This is a genomic window from Streptomyces sp. NPDC060366 (assembly GCF_042725135.1).
GTDB lineage: Bacteria > Actinomycetota > Actinomycetes > Streptomycetales > Streptomycetaceae > Streptomyces.
This window is the reverse complement of sequence record NZ_JBHXDC010000008.1, coordinates 340,490-356,996: the sequence shown is the minus strand read 5'-3', so window position 1 is coordinate 356,996 and position 16,507 is coordinate 340,490. Positions and strand designations below refer to the sequence as shown.

Annotated in this window: 12 protein-coding genes and 5 pseudogenes; 10 read left to right on the top strand and 7 right to left on the bottom strand. The window is 66.1% G+C overall.

The genetic code is table 11. From position 1 onward, the window contains the following. Nucleotides 1-77: 77 nt before the first annotated feature. Both ACFWHU_RS22055 and ACFWHU_RS22050 read right to left on the bottom strand, forming a co-directional pair. On the bottom strand, nt 78-929 hold the full coding sequence (locus ACFWHU_RS22055) for a hypothetical protein (protein WP_387226541.1): 852 nt from the start codon (nt 927-929) through the stop codon (nt 78-80). 59 nt (nt 930-988) lie between these two features. Further along, nucleotides 989-2,431: a DNA phosphorothioation-associated putative methyltransferase gene (locus ACFWHU_RS22050; RefSeq protein WP_387226539.1), complete on the bottom strand. Its 1,443-nt coding sequence runs from the start codon at nt 2,429-2,431 to the stop codon at nt 989-991. Nucleotides 2,432-3,122: 691 nt separating this feature from the next. Between ACFWHU_RS22050 and ACFWHU_RS22045 the strand changes: the two are divergent. Next, nucleotides 3,123-3,748, top strand: a pseudogene (locus tag ACFWHU_RS22045) (hypothetical protein); the annotation flags it as partial. 65 nt (nt 3,749-3,813) lie between these two features. On the opposite strand, the gene ACFWHU_RS22040 reads toward ACFWHU_RS22045, so the two are convergent. Further along, nucleotides 3,814-4,443, bottom strand: coding sequence for a TetR/AcrR family transcriptional regulator (locus ACFWHU_RS22040; RefSeq protein WP_387226537.1), 630 nt, complete (start codon nt 4,441-4,443; stop codon nt 3,814-3,816). A 194-nt stretch (nt 4,444-4,637) separates the two neighbouring features. Between ACFWHU_RS22040 and ACFWHU_RS22035 the strand changes: the two genes are divergently transcribed. The 3 genes from ACFWHU_RS22035 (at nt 4,638) to ACFWHU_RS22025 (ending at nt 7,834) form a co-directional block, all read left to right on the top strand. After that, a complete protein-coding gene (locus ACFWHU_RS22035) occupies nt 4,638-5,600 on the top strand; it encodes a zinc-binding dehydrogenase (protein ID WP_387226535.1) in 963 nt (320 codons plus the stop codon). Nucleotides 5,601-5,670: 70 nt separating this feature from the next. Further along, nucleotides 5,671-6,585: an IS982 family transposase gene (locus ACFWHU_RS22030; RefSeq protein ID WP_387226533.1), complete on the top strand. Its 915-nt coding sequence runs from the start codon at nt 5,671-5,673 to the stop codon at nt 6,583-6,585. Nucleotides 6,586-6,655: 70 nt separating this feature from the next. Then, nucleotides 6,656-7,834 carry an MFS transporter gene (locus ACFWHU_RS22025; protein WP_387226531.1) on the top strand — a complete coding sequence of 393 codons (1,179 nt, stop codon included), beginning with the start codon at nt 6,656-6,658 and terminating at the stop codon, nt 7,832-7,834. Nucleotides 7,835-8,243: 409 nt separating this feature from the next. Here ACFWHU_RS22025 and ACFWHU_RS22020 read toward each other — a convergent pair whose 3' ends face one another. Together ACFWHU_RS22020 and ACFWHU_RS22015 are read right to left on the bottom strand one after the other, a co-directional pair. Beyond that, nucleotides 8,244-8,831: an Imm21 family immunity protein gene (locus tag ACFWHU_RS22020; RefSeq protein WP_387226529.1), complete on the bottom strand. Its 588-nt coding sequence runs from the start codon at nt 8,829-8,831 to the stop codon at nt 8,244-8,246. A gap of 230 nt (nt 8,832-9,061) precedes the next feature. Next, a complete protein-coding gene (locus ACFWHU_RS22015) occupies nt 9,062-9,538 on the bottom strand; it encodes a hypothetical protein (protein WP_387226527.1) in 477 nt (158 codons plus the stop codon). A 188-nt stretch (nt 9,539-9,726) separates the two neighbouring features. On the opposite strand from ACFWHU_RS22015, the gene ACFWHU_RS22010 reads away from it, so the two are divergent. Beyond that, nucleotides 9,727-10,473 carry a DUF6193 family natural product biosynthesis protein gene (locus ACFWHU_RS22010; protein WP_387226525.1) on the top strand — a complete coding sequence of 249 codons (747 nt, stop codon included), beginning with the start codon at nt 9,727-9,729 and terminating at the stop codon, nt 10,471-10,473. Nucleotides 10,474-10,500: 27 nt separating this feature from the next. Here the strand turns inward: ACFWHU_RS22010 and ACFWHU_RS22005 are convergent. After that, a pseudogene (locus tag ACFWHU_RS22005) lies at nt 10,501-10,728 on the bottom strand (transposase); the annotation flags it as partial. Nucleotides 10,729-11,763: 1,035 nt separating this feature from the next. Here ACFWHU_RS22005 and ACFWHU_RS22000 point away from each other — a divergent pair. Then, nucleotides 11,764-12,395: pseudogene (locus tag ACFWHU_RS22000) on the top strand (transposase); the annotation flags it as partial. Nucleotides 12,396-12,482: 87 nt separating this feature from the next. Then, nucleotides 12,483-13,598, top strand: a pseudogene (locus ACFWHU_RS21995) (IS630 family transposase). A 21-nt stretch (nt 13,599-13,619) separates the two neighbouring features. Here the strand turns inward: ACFWHU_RS21995 and ACFWHU_RS21990 are convergent. Beyond that, nucleotides 13,620-13,928 carry an immunity 53 family protein gene (locus ACFWHU_RS21990; RefSeq protein WP_387226523.1) on the bottom strand — a complete coding sequence of 103 codons (309 nt, stop codon included), beginning with the start codon at nt 13,926-13,928 and terminating at the stop codon, nt 13,620-13,622. A 413-nt stretch (nt 13,929-14,341) separates the two neighbouring features. Between ACFWHU_RS21990 and ACFWHU_RS21985 the strand changes: the two are divergent. The 3 genes and pseudogenes from ACFWHU_RS21985 to ACFWHU_RS21975 all read left to right on the top strand — a co-directional run. Next, nucleotides 14,342-14,830: pseudogene (locus ACFWHU_RS21985) on the top strand (transposase); the annotation flags it as partial. Between the two features lie 210 nt (nt 14,831-15,040). After that, a complete protein-coding gene (locus ACFWHU_RS21980; protein WP_387226521.1) occupies nt 15,041-15,214 on the top strand; it encodes a hypothetical protein in 174 nt (57 codons plus the stop codon). Nucleotides 15,215-15,259: 45 nt separating this feature from the next. Further along, nucleotides 15,260-16,504, top strand: coding sequence for a hypothetical protein (locus ACFWHU_RS21975; protein WP_387226519.1), 1,245 nt, complete (start codon nt 15,260-15,262; stop codon nt 16,502-16,504). The last annotated feature ends 3 nt before the right edge of the window (nt 16,505-16,507 follow it).

Sequence of the window (16,507 nt, the reverse complement as noted above, 5' to 3'; positions counted from 1 at the left end):
GGCTTCCGGCCCCCGCTCGCCGTTCCCCCTGAAGATGCGGAAGCGCCTGCCGCCGGAGAACAGCGGGTGTGGTGGGCTCAGAGCTCGGGCGGCTCGCCGGGGGCAAGGTGGAGAACGGCCAGATACTCGCCGTAGGGCATCTCCTCGTCCACCCACCGGCCAGCACCTGAGACGTCGGGGACCCACATTCCGTCGAGGAGGTACTTATCGTCGAAGACCGCGACGCGGCCCTCCTTGACCGCTGCCGCCATCAGCAACTGGATCCCCAGCAGAAGCACCGTGGAGGCTTCCCTGGCGGCGCAGACCTCAGCGTGCCCTGCTGCGAAGATCTTCATGTCCGCGTCGTCGGTCGGCGCGGGAATGCCCGCACGACCGTGCACCGCCTTCTCGTGCAGGGCAATCGCCTGCGCCACTCCTGTCGCGACCGGATTGGCGCTCTCCCCCGCTCGGTCCGGGGAATGTGTCCCGAGATGCTCGGCAACCGCTCGTGCATGCAGGGGCAGCGCTTCAGCATGGTGCAGCAGCTGCCGCTCAGCCTCATCGATGGCGAGCCCGGGCTGCGCGACGTCGGGGTGCAGCAGCCGGACGAACCCTTCGAGTGCTGCACGCAGGTAGCCGAGCCGAACCTGGTGCAGCTGCCATTCCTCCATCATCTCCGTCCAGACGGCGTCGAAGTCGCCGCCTACCGAGCACATACCGCCGTCGTCGTAGGACATGTCGAAGGTCATCGTGCGCAGCCCCTGGGCGAGGCGCAGCCACTTATAGGCGTTGTCCCAGCCCTCCTGTGACCCCGGCACGCCGGTGACCACGGAGGCGTGCTCGACCCAGTCGGTGAGCTCACGGACATGGTCCTCAGGCTCGGACAAAGCGAGCGTTGGCTGCGTTCGGTAGGAGGGCATGCAGAAGCCCCCCGTATGGGTGGTGGTCATGGATCGAGCGTCTCATGCACCACTGACAATCACACCGGGATCGGAGGCTGGTGCGAGGCTCATGTGCTGATGGTTCGCCGTACGAGCCGGTGGCCTCGCAACTCTCTTTCGCAGCGTACGAGTTCGCGTTCCCAGCCCTCTTCCATACCGATCAGGTACGGGCTCTCGTAGAGGCCGGCGCGTACTTCGGCGTCGGTGAGCCGCCGGTACTTGGGCGCATCGGGATCGTCCTCCGCAAGGAACTCGTGTTTACGGTGCAGAAGGGGACGGTTGGCCGAGTCTGCGTACGAGGTGAAGGAGGACTTGAGGGTCTTCAGGTCGACGGCGTACGACGCGGCGAGACGGGGATGGGGATCCGTGTCGAACTCCGGGTAGTCGAGCCAACTGACACCGCGTCCCTGGTGCCGAAGCTTGACGACGGACCACTCGCCAGGCCGGCCAGCAGCGATACTCGCGCACTGCTCATACAGACGTAGCACGATCGGGACCCGGTGAAGCGCCCGACGGTGAACGTACAGAGCGGTCGCGGTGAACTTGCCGGCGATCGATCCGTTCATCGACCGACGGATGTATGCGTCGTCGCGCAACTTGAACAACAACCGATCCGCTCGCTGACACGCCTCGGTATACGAAGGGAAGAAGGCGCGGATGTCCAGCTGGATAGGGAGCGGCAGACTGGTCATCGGACCCCGGCCATGAAAGAGCTCTAGGGCGAGAAACTGCAGCGTGTCGAGGGCACCGCGCTCCGCGCTGCGCTCCACCTTCACCGGGTCCGCAGCCTGCTCGGCAAGGCGCTTCAGTTCAACGGGGCGCCGGTGGCCGAGGAGGCTGATGATCGGCTGCGGCATTTCCTCCAACTGAGGCATCCGACCGCGCTGTTCGAGATGATCGACAACGGAAGCGATCGCCGAGGCAGTATCCTCGGACGCCAGCCATTCGCCATCGGGCGCGATCTGGCGTGCCATGTAGCTGAGGCGGACCTCGTCGTCTTTGAAGGCGTAGACGATGCCCGGCGCCGCCGACACGCAGCGCACGCCCGTTGCCTCCTCGACGTAGTCGCGCAATTCCCCCGCGGCGTAAAGGTGCTGGAAGGTGCGGCGCTGAGTGAGAATGCCGTCGCCGTACTCCGTGCCTTTGATCTGATTGCGCTCCCACCTCAACCGTGCGGACACCACGAGGACGGATTTGGTGAGGTCCCAGGCCCGTAGGAGCGTCTCGCGTCGTTCGGTGGGATCCTCAATGACGTTGAGGACATAGGTGAGAAGGACCGCCTCGGCCGCCTCGCGGCGCCCGTCCGGGAAATGCACCGGGTCCCACCCCGCGGCATCAAGACCGAGGTGCTGCAATGCACGTACATCGCCGCCACGTCCGCACCCGTAGTCCAGTACTCCCATGCCTGGTTCCAACTGGAGGTCGCCAACGGCGCGACGGGCCGGTAGCGAGAGGCCGACACGGCCAATGGCGGTCCGATGCCTCTGGCTGCTCCAAAGCTGCTGTGTCATCGGGGTCCCCTGATTCCACGGACAGGCCAGCATGCGACAGCACCGAACCTTACGTGACACCCGCTGCGGTGATCCGGCTTACGCGGAGCCGCGCCTCCCAACTGACCACGGGCGACACGACACCACGGATCAACGTGGTGGTAGCAGTGGTTCCTCGCTGCTGATATCGCGTTCGCGACAGTCCGTAACCCCACTCAGGCGCCACCCGTTGATCACAGCGTGGACATGACCTTGGGTGTCGAAGGTGGCCAGAGCGACGGCGGCGAGATCACCGTGACCGTCGATGACCACGGACGCCCGCCCAGCAAGCAGGAAATCAACGGAGCTCAGTACGTGCTGCGCGTGTTCGGAGCCGCTCCGCACGAGGACGCTGGCTGGCACTACTGCTGGATACGAGGGCCTGCCGTAGGTAGCCAACCGTAGGCCGGCCTCGGCCCTCGCCCTCTCGGCCACCCGAACCACTCCCGTTCGGCCATCTGATTGCCGCCCATTGTGGCGGTTCAGGCCCGTACGACGAGGCGGTCCCCGACCTCACGGTGTCCTGGTCTCACGCCTGGGGGGTGGCGAGTGCGTGGGCGGGTACGCGCAGACCGGCCGCGCTGCGGGCGTCAGCGGCTGGGGCCGCCGCACAGAGCGATGCCGCCCCGGAGACGTCGGGATCCGGGGCCGCGTGCTTGCTACGGTCCCGCGTATGACGCTGCCTGTGCCTCGTACTGTCGATCTACGCCGGGAATCGCTTGACGGGGTGCTGGACCGTGTGGAGCGGTCGCTGCAGGTGCGCCTCGACCGGGAGATGGTGGTGCGCAAGCGCCGGACCGTCGGGGCGCGGACGGACCGCGATACGTGGGTGCGCATCGAGCGGCGGGGGTTCGACCGGATCGGCGCCCAGGGGTGGAACGGTCCCGAATCCGCTGCTGTCCTGAGTGGGGTCGTCATGCCCTGGTGGTACGCAGGGTTCGCATGGCGCGAGCCGGGTGAGCCGGTGATGTGGCGGGCGGATGAGATGGAACTGGTCAACGCAGCGCCGGTTGGGCAAGCGCTCTCGTGATCGAAGACCCTCGTCTCCCGGATGCATGGTGGTCCGCGCTGAACGCTTCGCTGGACGCGCTCGCTGCCCAGTCCGCACCCCGCGTCGCCACGCCGGACACCGAAACCATCACCCAGGAGCTGGTGGCTGCAACCCTCAAGGAGGTCTTTCCCGAGGTGACCGACACCACGGTGGAGGAGTGGTTGCCGGCCCATGCCGACCTGACGTGGGCGAACGTGACCGGCCCGGATTTCTGCATGATCGACTGGGAGAACTGGGGCATGGCACCCCTAGATGATCTATTCCAAGGGGTTCAGTGGTTCGTGCGTCGAGCGTGGATACCGCTCGCCCACGGTCAGGCGCTGTCCGGTGCTGCGGATACCAGTCGTGCCGCTGGTGGTAGTGGTGCGTGCTGAGGGGAGGCTTCGAACGCCTGGATCGCCAACCCTGCGAAGCGTCGGGAGGCCATGACCTGGGTGTCGGTCGATCTGGTGTGGATCCCTTTGTTGGCCATGAGGATGAGAATGAGGTCGTCCAGGACGAAGTCGGACCGCAGGTGCCCTGCTTCCTTGGCTCGCTGGGCCAATCCGGCGACCGTTTTCACCGTGTACTCACGGCCCGCGACATCCGGCGCCCCTGGGAAGGTCGACATGAAGGCTTCGCTGAAACCCCGATCCCGCGCGTGCAGCTCACAGATCTTCTCGATCACCAGGCAAAGGCCACGCCACGGATCGGGATCGGCGCACCCGTCGTCGACGATGGTGCGACATGCGCGCAACTGGTCCGCGAAGGCTTCGGTGGCCAGCACCTGCTTGGTCGGGAAGTGACGGTACAAGGTGGCAGGTCCGACCCCCGCGCGCCGCGCGATCTCCCGCATCGGCACGTCCAGGCCGTCGGCGGAAAACAGTGCTCGGGCCGCGTCGAGGATGCGCTCGTGGTTGTCCAGCGCGTCGGAACGCAGGGTGTGAGGCAAACGGTCGGTCATGCTCTCACTTTACCTAAACGGACGGGGGCGTCCGTTAGCGTTCAAGACGTAGCAGCTCACCGAGATCATCGGGGCGCACAGCACCGGGACCGAACCCCTGCCGCGCCGTGAACCCCCTCCCGCCGTCGGCGGCGATCGGCGGCGGGTACTGAGCACGACCGCACTTGATCGGTCCGAGAACATGGGAGACGACATTGAAGGCAATCGCGATCCAGACGTACGGAGGTCCTGAAGGTCTGGCTGTTGTCGACCTGCCGGCTCCCGCACCTGCTGCCGGACAGGTGGTGATCGCCACCGAGGCCGTGGGCGTCGGTGGAGTCGACACCGTGATCCGAAGCGGGGCTCTGGCCGCCTACGGCTTCAAGGAGGGCCACATCCCGGGTGGCGAGGTGGCGGGCACCGTGACCGCGGTCGGTGACGGCGTCGACGCCTCGTGGATCGGCGGGCGGGTGTGGGCCTTCACCGGAACCGGCGGAGGCTACGTCGAACAGGCCCTCGCGCCGGTCGAGGAGATCGTTCCCCTGCCCGTGAACCTGTCCGCAGTCGATGCGGTGACACTCGGCAGTTCCGGCGTGGTGGCCCACTTCGGGCTTCGCCACGCCCATTTCGCTCCCGGGGAGACGGTCTTGGTGCGTGGCGCGGCCGGCAGCATCGGGATCATGACAGTGCAACTCGCCGCTCGCGGTGGTGCCGCCGCGGTGGCGGTCACGACATCGTCGGCCGAGCGCGGCGAGCGGCTGCGCCGTCTCGGCGCGACCCACGTGCTGGACCGCTCCGGCGAAGGAGGGGAACAAGCTCCCGCAGGCTATGACGTCATCATCGACGTTGTGGCCGGCACGGACATGCCATCGTTCTTCGACCGGCTCAACCCGAACGGCCGCATGGTGGCCGTGGGCGCTGTCGCAGGCCAGCCACCGGCGGACTTCGGCACGAAGATCATGGCGGCGTTCCAGAAGTCGATGTCCTTCGCCGCTTTCAGCGCAGCCACCGTCGCCGGAGCCGACCGGCGTGCCGTGCGGAGCGAGCAGTTCGCCGCAGCGAGCCGCGGCGAGATCGAGACAGTGGTGCACGAGGTGCTGCCACTGGACGCAGCCGTGCTGGCGCACCAGAAGATGGACGCGGGCGAGGTCTTCGGCAGGATCGTGCTGACACCGTAGCCGAAGGTATCCACGCCGGGACTGCCACGATCCCCTGCGCAGTCGAGGCGGGAGAGTCCAATGTCGGTGCGTGAAGACAGAGTTGGACTCCCTCGCAACCGCGCTCTACGTGAAGACCGATGATCTGCTGAAGGGTTCGCCGCAGTTCGGGCCATGGCGGCCGGCCGTGGGCATTGCGCCGCAGCTCAGCGACGCCGAGCTGGTGACCCTGGCGATGATGCAGGCCATGCTCGGCTTCACCTCCGAGGCGCGGTGGCTGCGGCACGCTCATGCCCACCTGCGGTACTTGTTCCCCTACCTGCCCAAGCAGCCCGGCTACAACAAGCGCCTGCGCAAGTCCGCAGACCTCGTACGCCACGTGACCCGCACGCTGGCCCGGGACACCACGCTGTGGAGCGACGACGTATGGGTCGTGGACTCCACGCCGGTTGAGTGCGGCCGTTCCCGTGAGACCGTCAAGCGCTCCGACCTGGCCGGATGGGCCCAGTACGGGTACTGCGCCAGTCACACGCGTTACTTCTGGGGACTGCGGCTGCACCTTGTCTGCACACTGCACGGCCTGCCCGTCGCCTTCGCGCTGACCGGAGCCAAGGCCGACGAACGAGAGACCCTGCTGGACCTGCTCGACAGCGAGTCCCAGCTCACCACAGAGCGCCCTGGCCAGACGCTGATCGGCGATAAGAACTACTTCGGCCACGAGTTCGAACAACGGCTGGCCGATCTGGGTGTCCGGCTGCTGCGGCCGGCCCGCAAAGGCGAGACCGAGCGGCCCGGATCGCAGCTGTTCAAGCCGCTGCGGCAAGTCATCGAGTCGATCAACGAAACCTTCAAGGGTCAACTCGACCTCGAACGGCACCGCGGCCGCACTCCTGGCGGAGTGGCCGTCCGCGTCCTGCAACGCATCCTCGCCCTCACCGCCGTAATCTGGCACAACGACCACACCGACCAGCCAGTCCTGCGCGCCTTGATCGTCTACGACCACTAAACCCCTTGGAATCGATCATCTAGGACTGGACGCGGCAACTCTATGGGGCCATTCCCTCGCCGTCCCGGCCTTGGCGGACCGTGTGTGGAGCGAGCGCAGGCCGGACCTGGAGAGCAGGTCCGGCCGGCTGACCGCGGGTCTCGTCACCGGCGGATTCGCTGTCGCGGACGCCGTCGCCGGGCCACAAATCGGGCGCCTTGTCGACCGTTTCGGGCAGGCGCGGGTGCTTCCCTGCGCGCTGGGCGCACATGCCGGGGCCGTGGCGCTGCTGCTCGCCGGCGCCGTTCCGGACCTCGTCGCCGGAGTGCTCGTCGGGGCAACGCTGCCCCAGCTCAGTGCCCTGTCCGCCGCTCGCTGGTCCGCCCTGCTGTCCGGCGAACGGGCTGCCGCGCTGCCCACCGCCTTCGCCCTGGAGGCCCTCGCCAACGGCGTGTCCTACATGGCCGGCCCGGCCCTGGTGAGCGTCCTCGGTGCGGCGGGCCGCCCGGGCGCCGGGGTGCTGCTCGCCGCCGCGCTCGTCGTCGTCGGCGGGCTCGCCCTCGCGGCCCAGCGCCGCACCATGCCGCCCCTCACCGGCCCCGCCGAACGCCGGCACGCCGGGCGTGCTCTGCTCCGCTCCGCATTCCTGCGGCAGGTCGCGCTCGGCCTCACGCTCGGGGTGTTCTTCGGCGCGATGCAGGTATCCGTCGCCGCGTACGCTGTCGAACGCGGCACGCCGGACGCGGCGGCACTGCTCTATTTCGCCTCCAACTGCACCAACCTGGTGGGTGGTTGGGCCTACGGAGCCTGGCGCCACGGCGGCTCACCCCGGCGCCATCAGGCCGCGGCCGCTGCCTGCCTCACCCTCGCGAGCCTCCCGCTGACATTCCTCGACGCGCCCCTCGCGGTCGGCGCCACCCTCGCCCTGACCGGACTCGCCGTGCCCGTCCTACTGATCCGCACCTCCGTGCTCACAGAGTCGTCGGTCCCGCGCGCCGTCCTCACTCAGGCGTTCACCTGGGGCAACTCCGCAAGCGCGGCAGGAATAGCAGGCGCCGCGGCTGTCGCGGGGAGGGTTGTGGACGCTGGCGGTGCGCACGGCGGTTTCGGTATTGCGGCGGGGGCCGCGGTGGTGATGACGGTCCTGGCGCTCGGCGGACTGCGGGACTCATCACCGAACATGCCGAAGTCGCCCGCGCCTGCGGAAGCCACGGCGCCGAACCCGTCGGCCACACGGCGGGATTCGTCCACGAACCGCAAAGTGCCCTGAACTCCGGCGGGTGGTGGTTCTCACCGGGTTCCTGCTGGTCGGTGCACCGACGTTCCTGATCCTCGCCTTCGCGTCCTGCCAGCGACGCATATCCGGCCGGACCTTCACGCCGGCGGTCCGGACGTCGGCTGCCAGCAGCTGCGCGTCCGATGCGCACCGCGCCGCCCCGGTGGCCCAGCACCGCTTGGACCAGGTTCGCAATCTGCGTCTTCCCCGCGCCGGGCCGGCCTCCGACGATCACGACGACCGGCCGGTCTTGGCGCACGGCGCCCTTCAGCGCAGCGGGCAGGACCACCCGGTGCAGAACCTCGTCTCGCAAGCGTTCCTCCTGGACGGCCAAGCCTGTTGTCCTGTGCCATCAAACTTTGACCGATTGCCACAGAAGTTTGAGTGGCAGGGGTGCCGAGCGTCAGGAGCGACCGTCCTCGGCGACAAGCTGCACCAAGCCGACCCATGGGAACTCGCCGCTCTTATGGACCGCACGCACCCTCCATTGGCCTGCCGGGAGCCGTACTGGAGCCTGGTCCGGCCGGCCCCCGTCGGGATAGTCCACTCCCAGATCGGCGCCCGCTTCGGCCGAATCCATCAACACCGCCAAGCCATCGGTGACCCACAGTCCGCCGTCCTCCCAAGTGGTGTCCGGATCGGCCAGGACCGCCTCGGCTGCTGTGAACAACTCGGCCTCGGAGTCCGCAGCCAGCCACCGTACGAACGGCAGCTTCTCTGGCAGGAAGCACGTCTTTGCAGGTTCATCGGCCAGGACAAGCGCAGTGACGGCGCCCGCACCTACGGCGATCACACCGGCCCAGTCCTCCACCTCGCAGGCGCGGTCGTAGTCATCACGTCCATCGGCGTCACCGAGGACGGAACCGTCCTCCGTGCATCCACCCCAGGCGTTTACCGAGGACTCCGGAACGACGATCAAGGGGCCGCCCATCGACCGGACCCACACCAGCCCAGCACGGTCACAGCGATCGGTGTCGTGAGAAGCATCCATGCGCGCAGTCTGCCGCCGTGCACTGACACCGCTCGGAGGCAGCTCGGAGGCCGGAGCCTGGTCTGCCGACCAGGTCACTTGGGGCGGCGTGGCTTGGCCGATGTGGGGCCTTGGAAGTTGAGGTACAGCTTCGTGGCTTCGTTCACGTTCAGCGACAGCGTTTGTCGACGAGTTTGATCAGCGGTTAGCGATCACTGGAGCGATAGATGTTAACGAGTTTTGACGGTGCTTCAGGTGTCGTGTCCGTTGCCAGGCAGGCCCATGACGTTCAACACGGGTTCCTCGCCCTCGGGGATCTCGAAGGTGAAGTTGGCTTTTGTCGGGATCGCCACGAGCGAGCGCTGGTCGCCGAAGGTCAGCGGCGGATAGGGCTCCCAGGGACAGCCGGCCTTGTCCAAGGCGGAAACGACGTCCACGTGGCTGAGTCCCTCCGGGAAGGTGCCCTTCCCCGCGACGACCGACGGGGGGAGTTCGACGACGTCGCGCCAGGTCTGGACGCAGATGAGAGACACCTTGCGGCAGCGGCAGACACTCAGCTCAAGGTCTCCGTAGGCGAAGAGCCTCGGCCACTTTCTGTTCCGGCTCATCGTTCCGATGTCCCACGGCTCGCCGAGAGCTGCGGTCACATCACTCCACTCGGCTCCGCTGAACACCGGGCCCAGCCGGCCCGTCTTCGCCATGTTGGTCAGGACATCGAGGATCTCCATGAGGCGGAGCCTGACAGGTGTCCTGACCAGCGGTCCAGCGCTGTCCCAAACTCGGGCTCTGGTCCATCTCCTGTAGAGCAGTGACGCTCCGTAAATTCTCGGGACGGGCCGATCCCGTTTTCCGCCTCCCTTTAGCCACCTACGATGGCTGACCCCGCGCACTACACCGGTATGAGGATCGGAACATCATGAGTCGCGAACCAAACCCAGCCCTCCTCTACCCGGACGTGGCCGCCCACGGCAGTTTCGCCGCAGCACTCCAAGCCGAAGCTGCGGCCCAAGGCATGTCCCTTCCCCTGGCCGTCACCCCGTCCGATCCACTGCGTCATGCCTCGATCGCCAGTGTCGTCCCGCATCGTCACTCGTCCTACGTCGCGGCGTGGCATCACGAGCGAAACTGGACCCTCTGGGGCTCTTCCAACGACAGGCTCATGATCTGCGGCAGCACCAAAGACATACGCGAACTTCCCCAAGTGATCCGATGCTGGGCCGAGGGGGCCAGTCTCGACGAGATCAGGAAGACTGCGACCTTTGACCTCCTGACCGGACGTTTCGAGGTCCCCGACAACAACCTCGCCAACGTCATCGCCTCAGAATGGCAGTGGCTACAGAGGGAGGCCAATCGCGCCGACTGGCCGCAGTACCAGGCGCTCATCGAGTCCGCCCACGCCGAACCGAAGCTCCGCAGGCTCTACCCCTACACCAGCCACTGGGCACTGGGTTTCGCCGAGAAGCCTGACGGCTCTTACTCCACCCCGTCCTTCGTCTCGATCGGCTCACCCCGGGGAGTTGGCGACTACACCATCAGAGAGTGGTGGAACGGCCCCGCCCTCCACCACGTCACCACAGTCGCCGAAGCGATCGCCATCGCCGTCGACCGGATTCCCGCCGACCTGCTCCAGACGGCTTCTGAGCACCCTGCACGAGACTCCTGAGAGCGACACCAGCGACCCGGAAGGTGGTCAGGACGCCAGCAGGACTCGTTTCCGCAGGAGGTCGAAGCCAGCCCGGCCGTACATCTGGCGCTTGATCATTTTGATCCGGTTGACGTGGCCTTCGACGATGCCGGAGCTCCAGGGCAGGGTCAGGCCAGCGGTGACGGCGGCGAGATCGCGTTCGAGGCCGTTGACGAAGGTGTGGAGGCTGGGCAGGTTGTCTGCGCGGACCGCCTTGATCCATTGCGGAAGTTGGTCGCCTTGGAGTTGGGTGAGCATTCTCAACGGATCCTCCTCGAGAGTTTACCAGCCAGGCTTCTGAGCGGGGTTCTGCCTGGTCAGCCGACGTGCAGTGGCCCTTGCCTCTTAGCGGTCGGTGACGGTCGATGGCGTTCCCCGGCGGGGGTGTTGCTGACTTGATGCTGACTTTCCTGATGAATCGTCAGACTGTCTTGGGCCCGGTCCTTGCCGTGCCCGGCGCACTCAGTATCGAAGAGGCAGGGGTGATCGTGAAGTCTGGCGCGCTGGCGTCGGGCGGGCGGTAGGAGGTGGTTCCTGTCCCATGCCTGTTACTGCCGGTTGGCGGGTGGCGAAGCGCACGACGGTCGCCTGTCCATTCCACTTGATTCCGATGACGCACTATGTGGAGTGCGTGGCGATCTTGGAGCCGACCGCAAAGGAACTCTGACCTGCGGTTTTTTGAGTGGGCATTATGTGCGGTGTGACGCTGAAATGACGCCCGTGACGGTCATTTGACGCTCGTTCTGATGGGGTGCCAGGCAGATATTTTGGCAGGTCGGGCCCAGTCTGGGGGCGTACATCTATGGGGCGCCGAGGGCGGGCGGCGCCCTTGCGGGGAGCTGCTGAGTCACTTGTCGCGGAAGAGGTTCGCCTTGTCTGTGGCCTGCTGCGATGGGCAGGTACGGGGCACTGACCAGCAGCGATGGTCTTTCTGGTGTTTCACGCTCATGCCTGTTCATACGATCGGAGGTCCCAGAGGGCTCTCTTGTCTTGGGTGGTGTGACATCACCGGCAGGTTTTTCGTCGGTGGTGGTACAGCTGTCGCACTGGTGCTGACCAGCAGAGACAACAATTGGCGGCTCTGTCGGTGTGACGTCGGCCCGTGTATGGTCCGGATCTTGGATGGTGGGATGCCGACGACTTGTCCCGATGGTGCGGGGGCCGAAACGCGAACGGGTACAGCTAGTGCTGTGACCGCGTAGGTTCACCGGGGTGGGGGTCGTGGCGGTTGGATGTGCGGTGACGTCCGATCCGACCGCTGGAGGCGCGGTGGCCGAGCCCGTCCGTGTGCGCAGGCTGACCGGCCAGGAGGGGCGGAAGCTGCAGCAGATCGTGCGCCGGGGCAGCACGAGTTTCGATGCGGTACCGGCGCGCGATGGTGCTGCTGGCCTCGGTCGGCGGAAACCGGGTTCCAGTGATCGGCCAGCTGGTGCAGGCCGACGAGGACACCGTCCGGGACGTCACCCACCGGTTCAACGAGATCGGCCTGGCCTGCCTGGACCCTCGGTGGGCGGGAGGCCGTCCCCGCCTGCTCAAGCCTGACGACGAGGACCTCGTCGTGGCGACGGCCACCACCCGACCGAACCAAACTCGGCCAGCCCTTCACCCGCTGGTCACTGCGCAAGCTCGCCGCCTACCTGCGCAAAGTCCACGGCCGGGTCATCCGCATCGGCCGCGAAGCATTACGCTGCCTGCTCGCCCGCCGCGGCATCACCTTCCAGCGCACCAAGACATGGAAGGAATCCCCAGACCCCGAGCGGGACGCCAAACTGGACCGGATCGAGGAAGTACTGGACCGCTTCCCGGACCGGGTCTTCACCTTCGACGAGTTCGGCCCGCTCGAAATCCGACCCACCGCAGGCTCCGGCTGGGCCGAGCGCAAACGCCCCGATGGCTACCCGCCACCTAGTGCTGTGACCGGGAAGGTTCACCGGGTTGCTCGTTGTGTTGCTTGGAAACGAGTTCTCCAAGCAACGTGGGGAGGCGGGATGGCGCAACCGGTCCGGGTTCGCGGGCTGACGGAGCAAGAGGGCCAGAAGCTCCAGCACATCGTCCGGCGGGGCAGTACGAGTTCGGTGCGGTTTCGGCGGGCGGATGATGGTCCTGGCCTCGGCCGGCGGCAGCACGGTCCCCGTTATAGCCCGCCTGGTCCAGGCTGACGAGGACACCGTCCGCGGCGTGATCCACAAGTTCAACGAGATCGGGCTCGCATGCCTGAACCCTCGATGGGCGGGAGGCCGTCCCCGCCTTCTCAATCGTGACGACGAGGACTTCGTCGTCCAGACGGCCACCACCCGCCCGACCGTGCTGGGCAAGCCCTTCACCCGCTGGTCGATCCGCAAGCTCGCCGACCACCTGCGACGCAACCGTGCCCGCCCCATCCCCATCGGCCGAGAGGCCCTGCGCTGCTTACTCGCCCGCCGCGGGATCTCCTTTCAACGCACGAAGACCTGGAAGGAGTCCCCGGATCCGGCTTTCGACGCCAAGCTGGCCCGGATCGAGTACGCGATCAACGAGCGGCCGGACCGCACGTTCGCGTTCGGCGAGTTCGGGCCCCTGGGAATTCGCCCCACCGCCGGCTCCTGCCGAGCAGACCCGGCCCGACCGCCTGCCGGCCACCTACCGGCGCACCCACGGCATCACCTACTTCCACGGCTGCTACTCCGTCGGCGACGACCGAACTGTGGGGGATCAACCGACGCCGCAAGGGCATCGACCACACCTGGGCCGCGTTGAGAACGATCCGTGCGGCCCGCCCGGACGGCGCCCCGGTCTACGTAATCCTGGACAACCTCTCCGCCCACCTCAACTGGAGAATCCACAGGTGGGCGGCCCGCAACAAGGTCGAGCTGTGCTTCACCCCGACCTACGCATCCTGGGCCAACCCCATCGAGGCCCACTTCGGACCGCTCCGGCAGTTCACCCTCGCCAACTCGAACCACTCCAACCACACCGTCCAGACCCGAGCCCTGCACGCCTACCTGCGCTGGCGCAACAAGAATGCCCGCCACCCCGACGTCCTCGCCGCCCAGCGACGCGAACGCGCCCGCATCCGCAGCGAGAAGGGCACCCGCTGGGGAGGACGACCCGCGCTCGCAGCGTGACGGGTTCGCCGGTCACATCGCTTATGGGACGCTCGCCGTGGCCCAGACTCGGAACAGCGTGAGGGCCTCGGTCAGGTTGCCGGGTCCACACACGATGCGAAACGCCCTCTCGGCAGTCCAGGCCATGACCCAGTCGTGATCATCCCGACTGACCCGATGTTGGGGATACTCCCGGTCCGCCAAGACTGTCTCTTCAAGATCAATCTTGACGGCCCAGCCCGGGTTGTCGAGAGTCTCGATCGTCATGCCCCATACGTGTTCCCAGTCGCCATCGCACTGTGAGGCGTACCAACTCTGCAACCAGCCAAGGACATCCACGGATTCAGCCATGGACGCAAATGCTAAGCGGATCGCGCATGGACCAACCAACCCGGTGAACCTTCCCGGTCACAGCACTAGGCAACCACCCACACCATCAGCCAGCTTGGCGGTGCCGATGAAGGGGTCGCGTGCCGCGACGTGGCGTAGGGGATCAAGGGCTTCGCGTTCCGGTACACGGCTCGTGGCAATCTCCGTACAGGCCAGCAGCCCACGTACCCTCCCGCTAGGGCGGGTTGAGCATCCGGCCGGACGGTGCCACCGTGCCTGACCTGCGGATTCCGGCGTCTTGGTCCCTACACCACCCAGCGGGACGCCATCGATATGAAGGGGCAGGTTCACCGAGCCGCGGCGAGCGTTCCTGGTGCCTGGCGAGGGCCGTGGCGCGAAGGAGAGCACGAAACTCAACCGCACGCGGGAAGCGAATCGTGACCTCCACCAACGTGCCCCTGACCAGTCAAGGAACCGACGCCGCCAAGAAGATCGTCGGCAGGAAACGGGGCATCCTCACCGACACGATCGGACTCATCCTCGCCGTGACTGTCACCGCCGCGAGCCTGTCCGAGAACGCCGTCGGAATCCAGCTCCTCGACCAGGCCAAGAAGACCTACCCGACCATATCCAAGAGCTGGGTCGACACCGGCTTCAAGAACGCCGTCATCGAGCACGGCGCCAAACTCGGAATCGACGTCGAAGTCGTCAACAGAAACCCAGGAGTTCGCGGCTTCCACGTTGTCAAAAGGCGCTGGGTTGGCGAACGAAGTATTGGTTGGATCATGCTGCACCGGCGCCTCACCCGAGACTGCGAGACCCTGCCCACCAGCTCCGAGGCCATGATCCACGTCGCCTCGATCGACAACCTCACCAAGCGCATAACGGACGAGACGACACCCACCTGGCGAGGAACTTACTAGGAGATAAAGGGCAATCCACCTAGATCAAACGCCCTCTCAAGGCATTCATGATGACCTGGAAATGGTCATGTCGGACTTCAAGATTCGGCCAACATCTCGGCAGGTCCTGCGCGTTGGTGCATATTCGTGCTGATATCACGGTGGTGATTTTACCCCGCAGCGATCAAGGATCACGCTGTGTGTCAACCGACAGTTCGAATGGAGGACGTTATGGCCCCTCAGTCGACGACCATCGAATCCGTGAAGGTCGAGTCCGACCGCACTGAAGTGCACAACCTGGCACAGATCATGTCGCGCACGCTCCCGGAGGCCGGTATGGACTGCATGACCAGCCAGCGGGTCGAGGAGGTGCTGGCCGTACCTGCGCTGACAGCGCACATCTAAGTACGGGCGCACGTCACTCTCGAGAGCCAGGGAATGGAGTACACGGTGAATAGCTGGGAAAATGTCACGCTCCTGTTTTCCGCGGGAGCACGGCAGCTCAAGCCGGTGGACAAGCTCACGCTCGGGGAACTTCTGCTGGCGAACCGGCTCCCTCCGACGCTGTTCCAGGCGTACGAGGTTCCCGGCGACGGCACCTTGAAGGCCGTACCCATGTCCCTGGCTCTCGACGAGATCCCCGAGGGGCGCAACGTCATCCTGCAGTGCATACGCAACACGGACATCGACGCGCTGCGGCCCACTGAGATAGAGGCGGTGCATCACGGCCAAGAGCCCGTCGCGGCGATGTTCGACTTCCAGTACGCCGACGAATCGAAGAACCCCACGCACCGGGTGCACCTGATCGACGCCGCCGGGATACAGGACATCGTCTTCGGGAAGATCTCAGACTTCCTCACCCAGCAGGACGCCGAACTCCCGTTGGTCGCCGGCATCTCCGGTGGCGGCGACAGCAACACCCTGGTTCAAGGCGTCCACCGCTACGTGACCACGCACGGTCTGGACGCCTCCAAGGTCACGTGCTTCACCCTCGTCATGTCCCCGATTTGGCCCGACTCCGCAGCCGACAGGGCCCGCGCTCTGTGCTCGGAGGCCGGGTTCGACCACCGTGTCCTCTATCCCAAGGACATGGCTGAACTGCTCGGGATGAACGAGTCCCCTGAGCGCCTGTGGGAAGAGCTCTCCGACCGCTACACCGCTGACCTGGCCCACTTCTTCGGAACTTTCTTCATCAACCTCGCAGGCCGAGCGATCTGCGGCCAGGTGGAAGGAACGAATCTCCTCGTCGGCTACAACCGCGAAGACGTGATGGCGGAGCTGCTGTTCTGCCTCATGAACGGCCGTCGCCCCATGCCCTTCCCGAAACGGAGGACCGGCGACACCGATGTGCTGATGCCGGTCTGGGATGTTCCGAAGAACATGCTGGACTCGTGCTACCCGCACTTCAGCGAGATCAACTACACCGAGCGCGTGGATTCCTCCGCGGTACGACGCTCGTCGATCTACTACATGTCGCACGCCCTGGACGCGCTCGTCCCGCAGATGTCGACTTCTCTGCTGAAGGGCACAGCAAAGCTGATGGACGAGCTCGGCGGCTGGCAGGAGCTGAGCCCGGTCGAGGGGACGCCCTTGATGCACACGGGGTACGGCGACCCGAAGGAGCAGGCGGAACTCCTCAACCTGCTGCAGCGGTACTTCCCGCAGTGGCGTCCGGTGACGGAGCAAGCACAGTAGGAT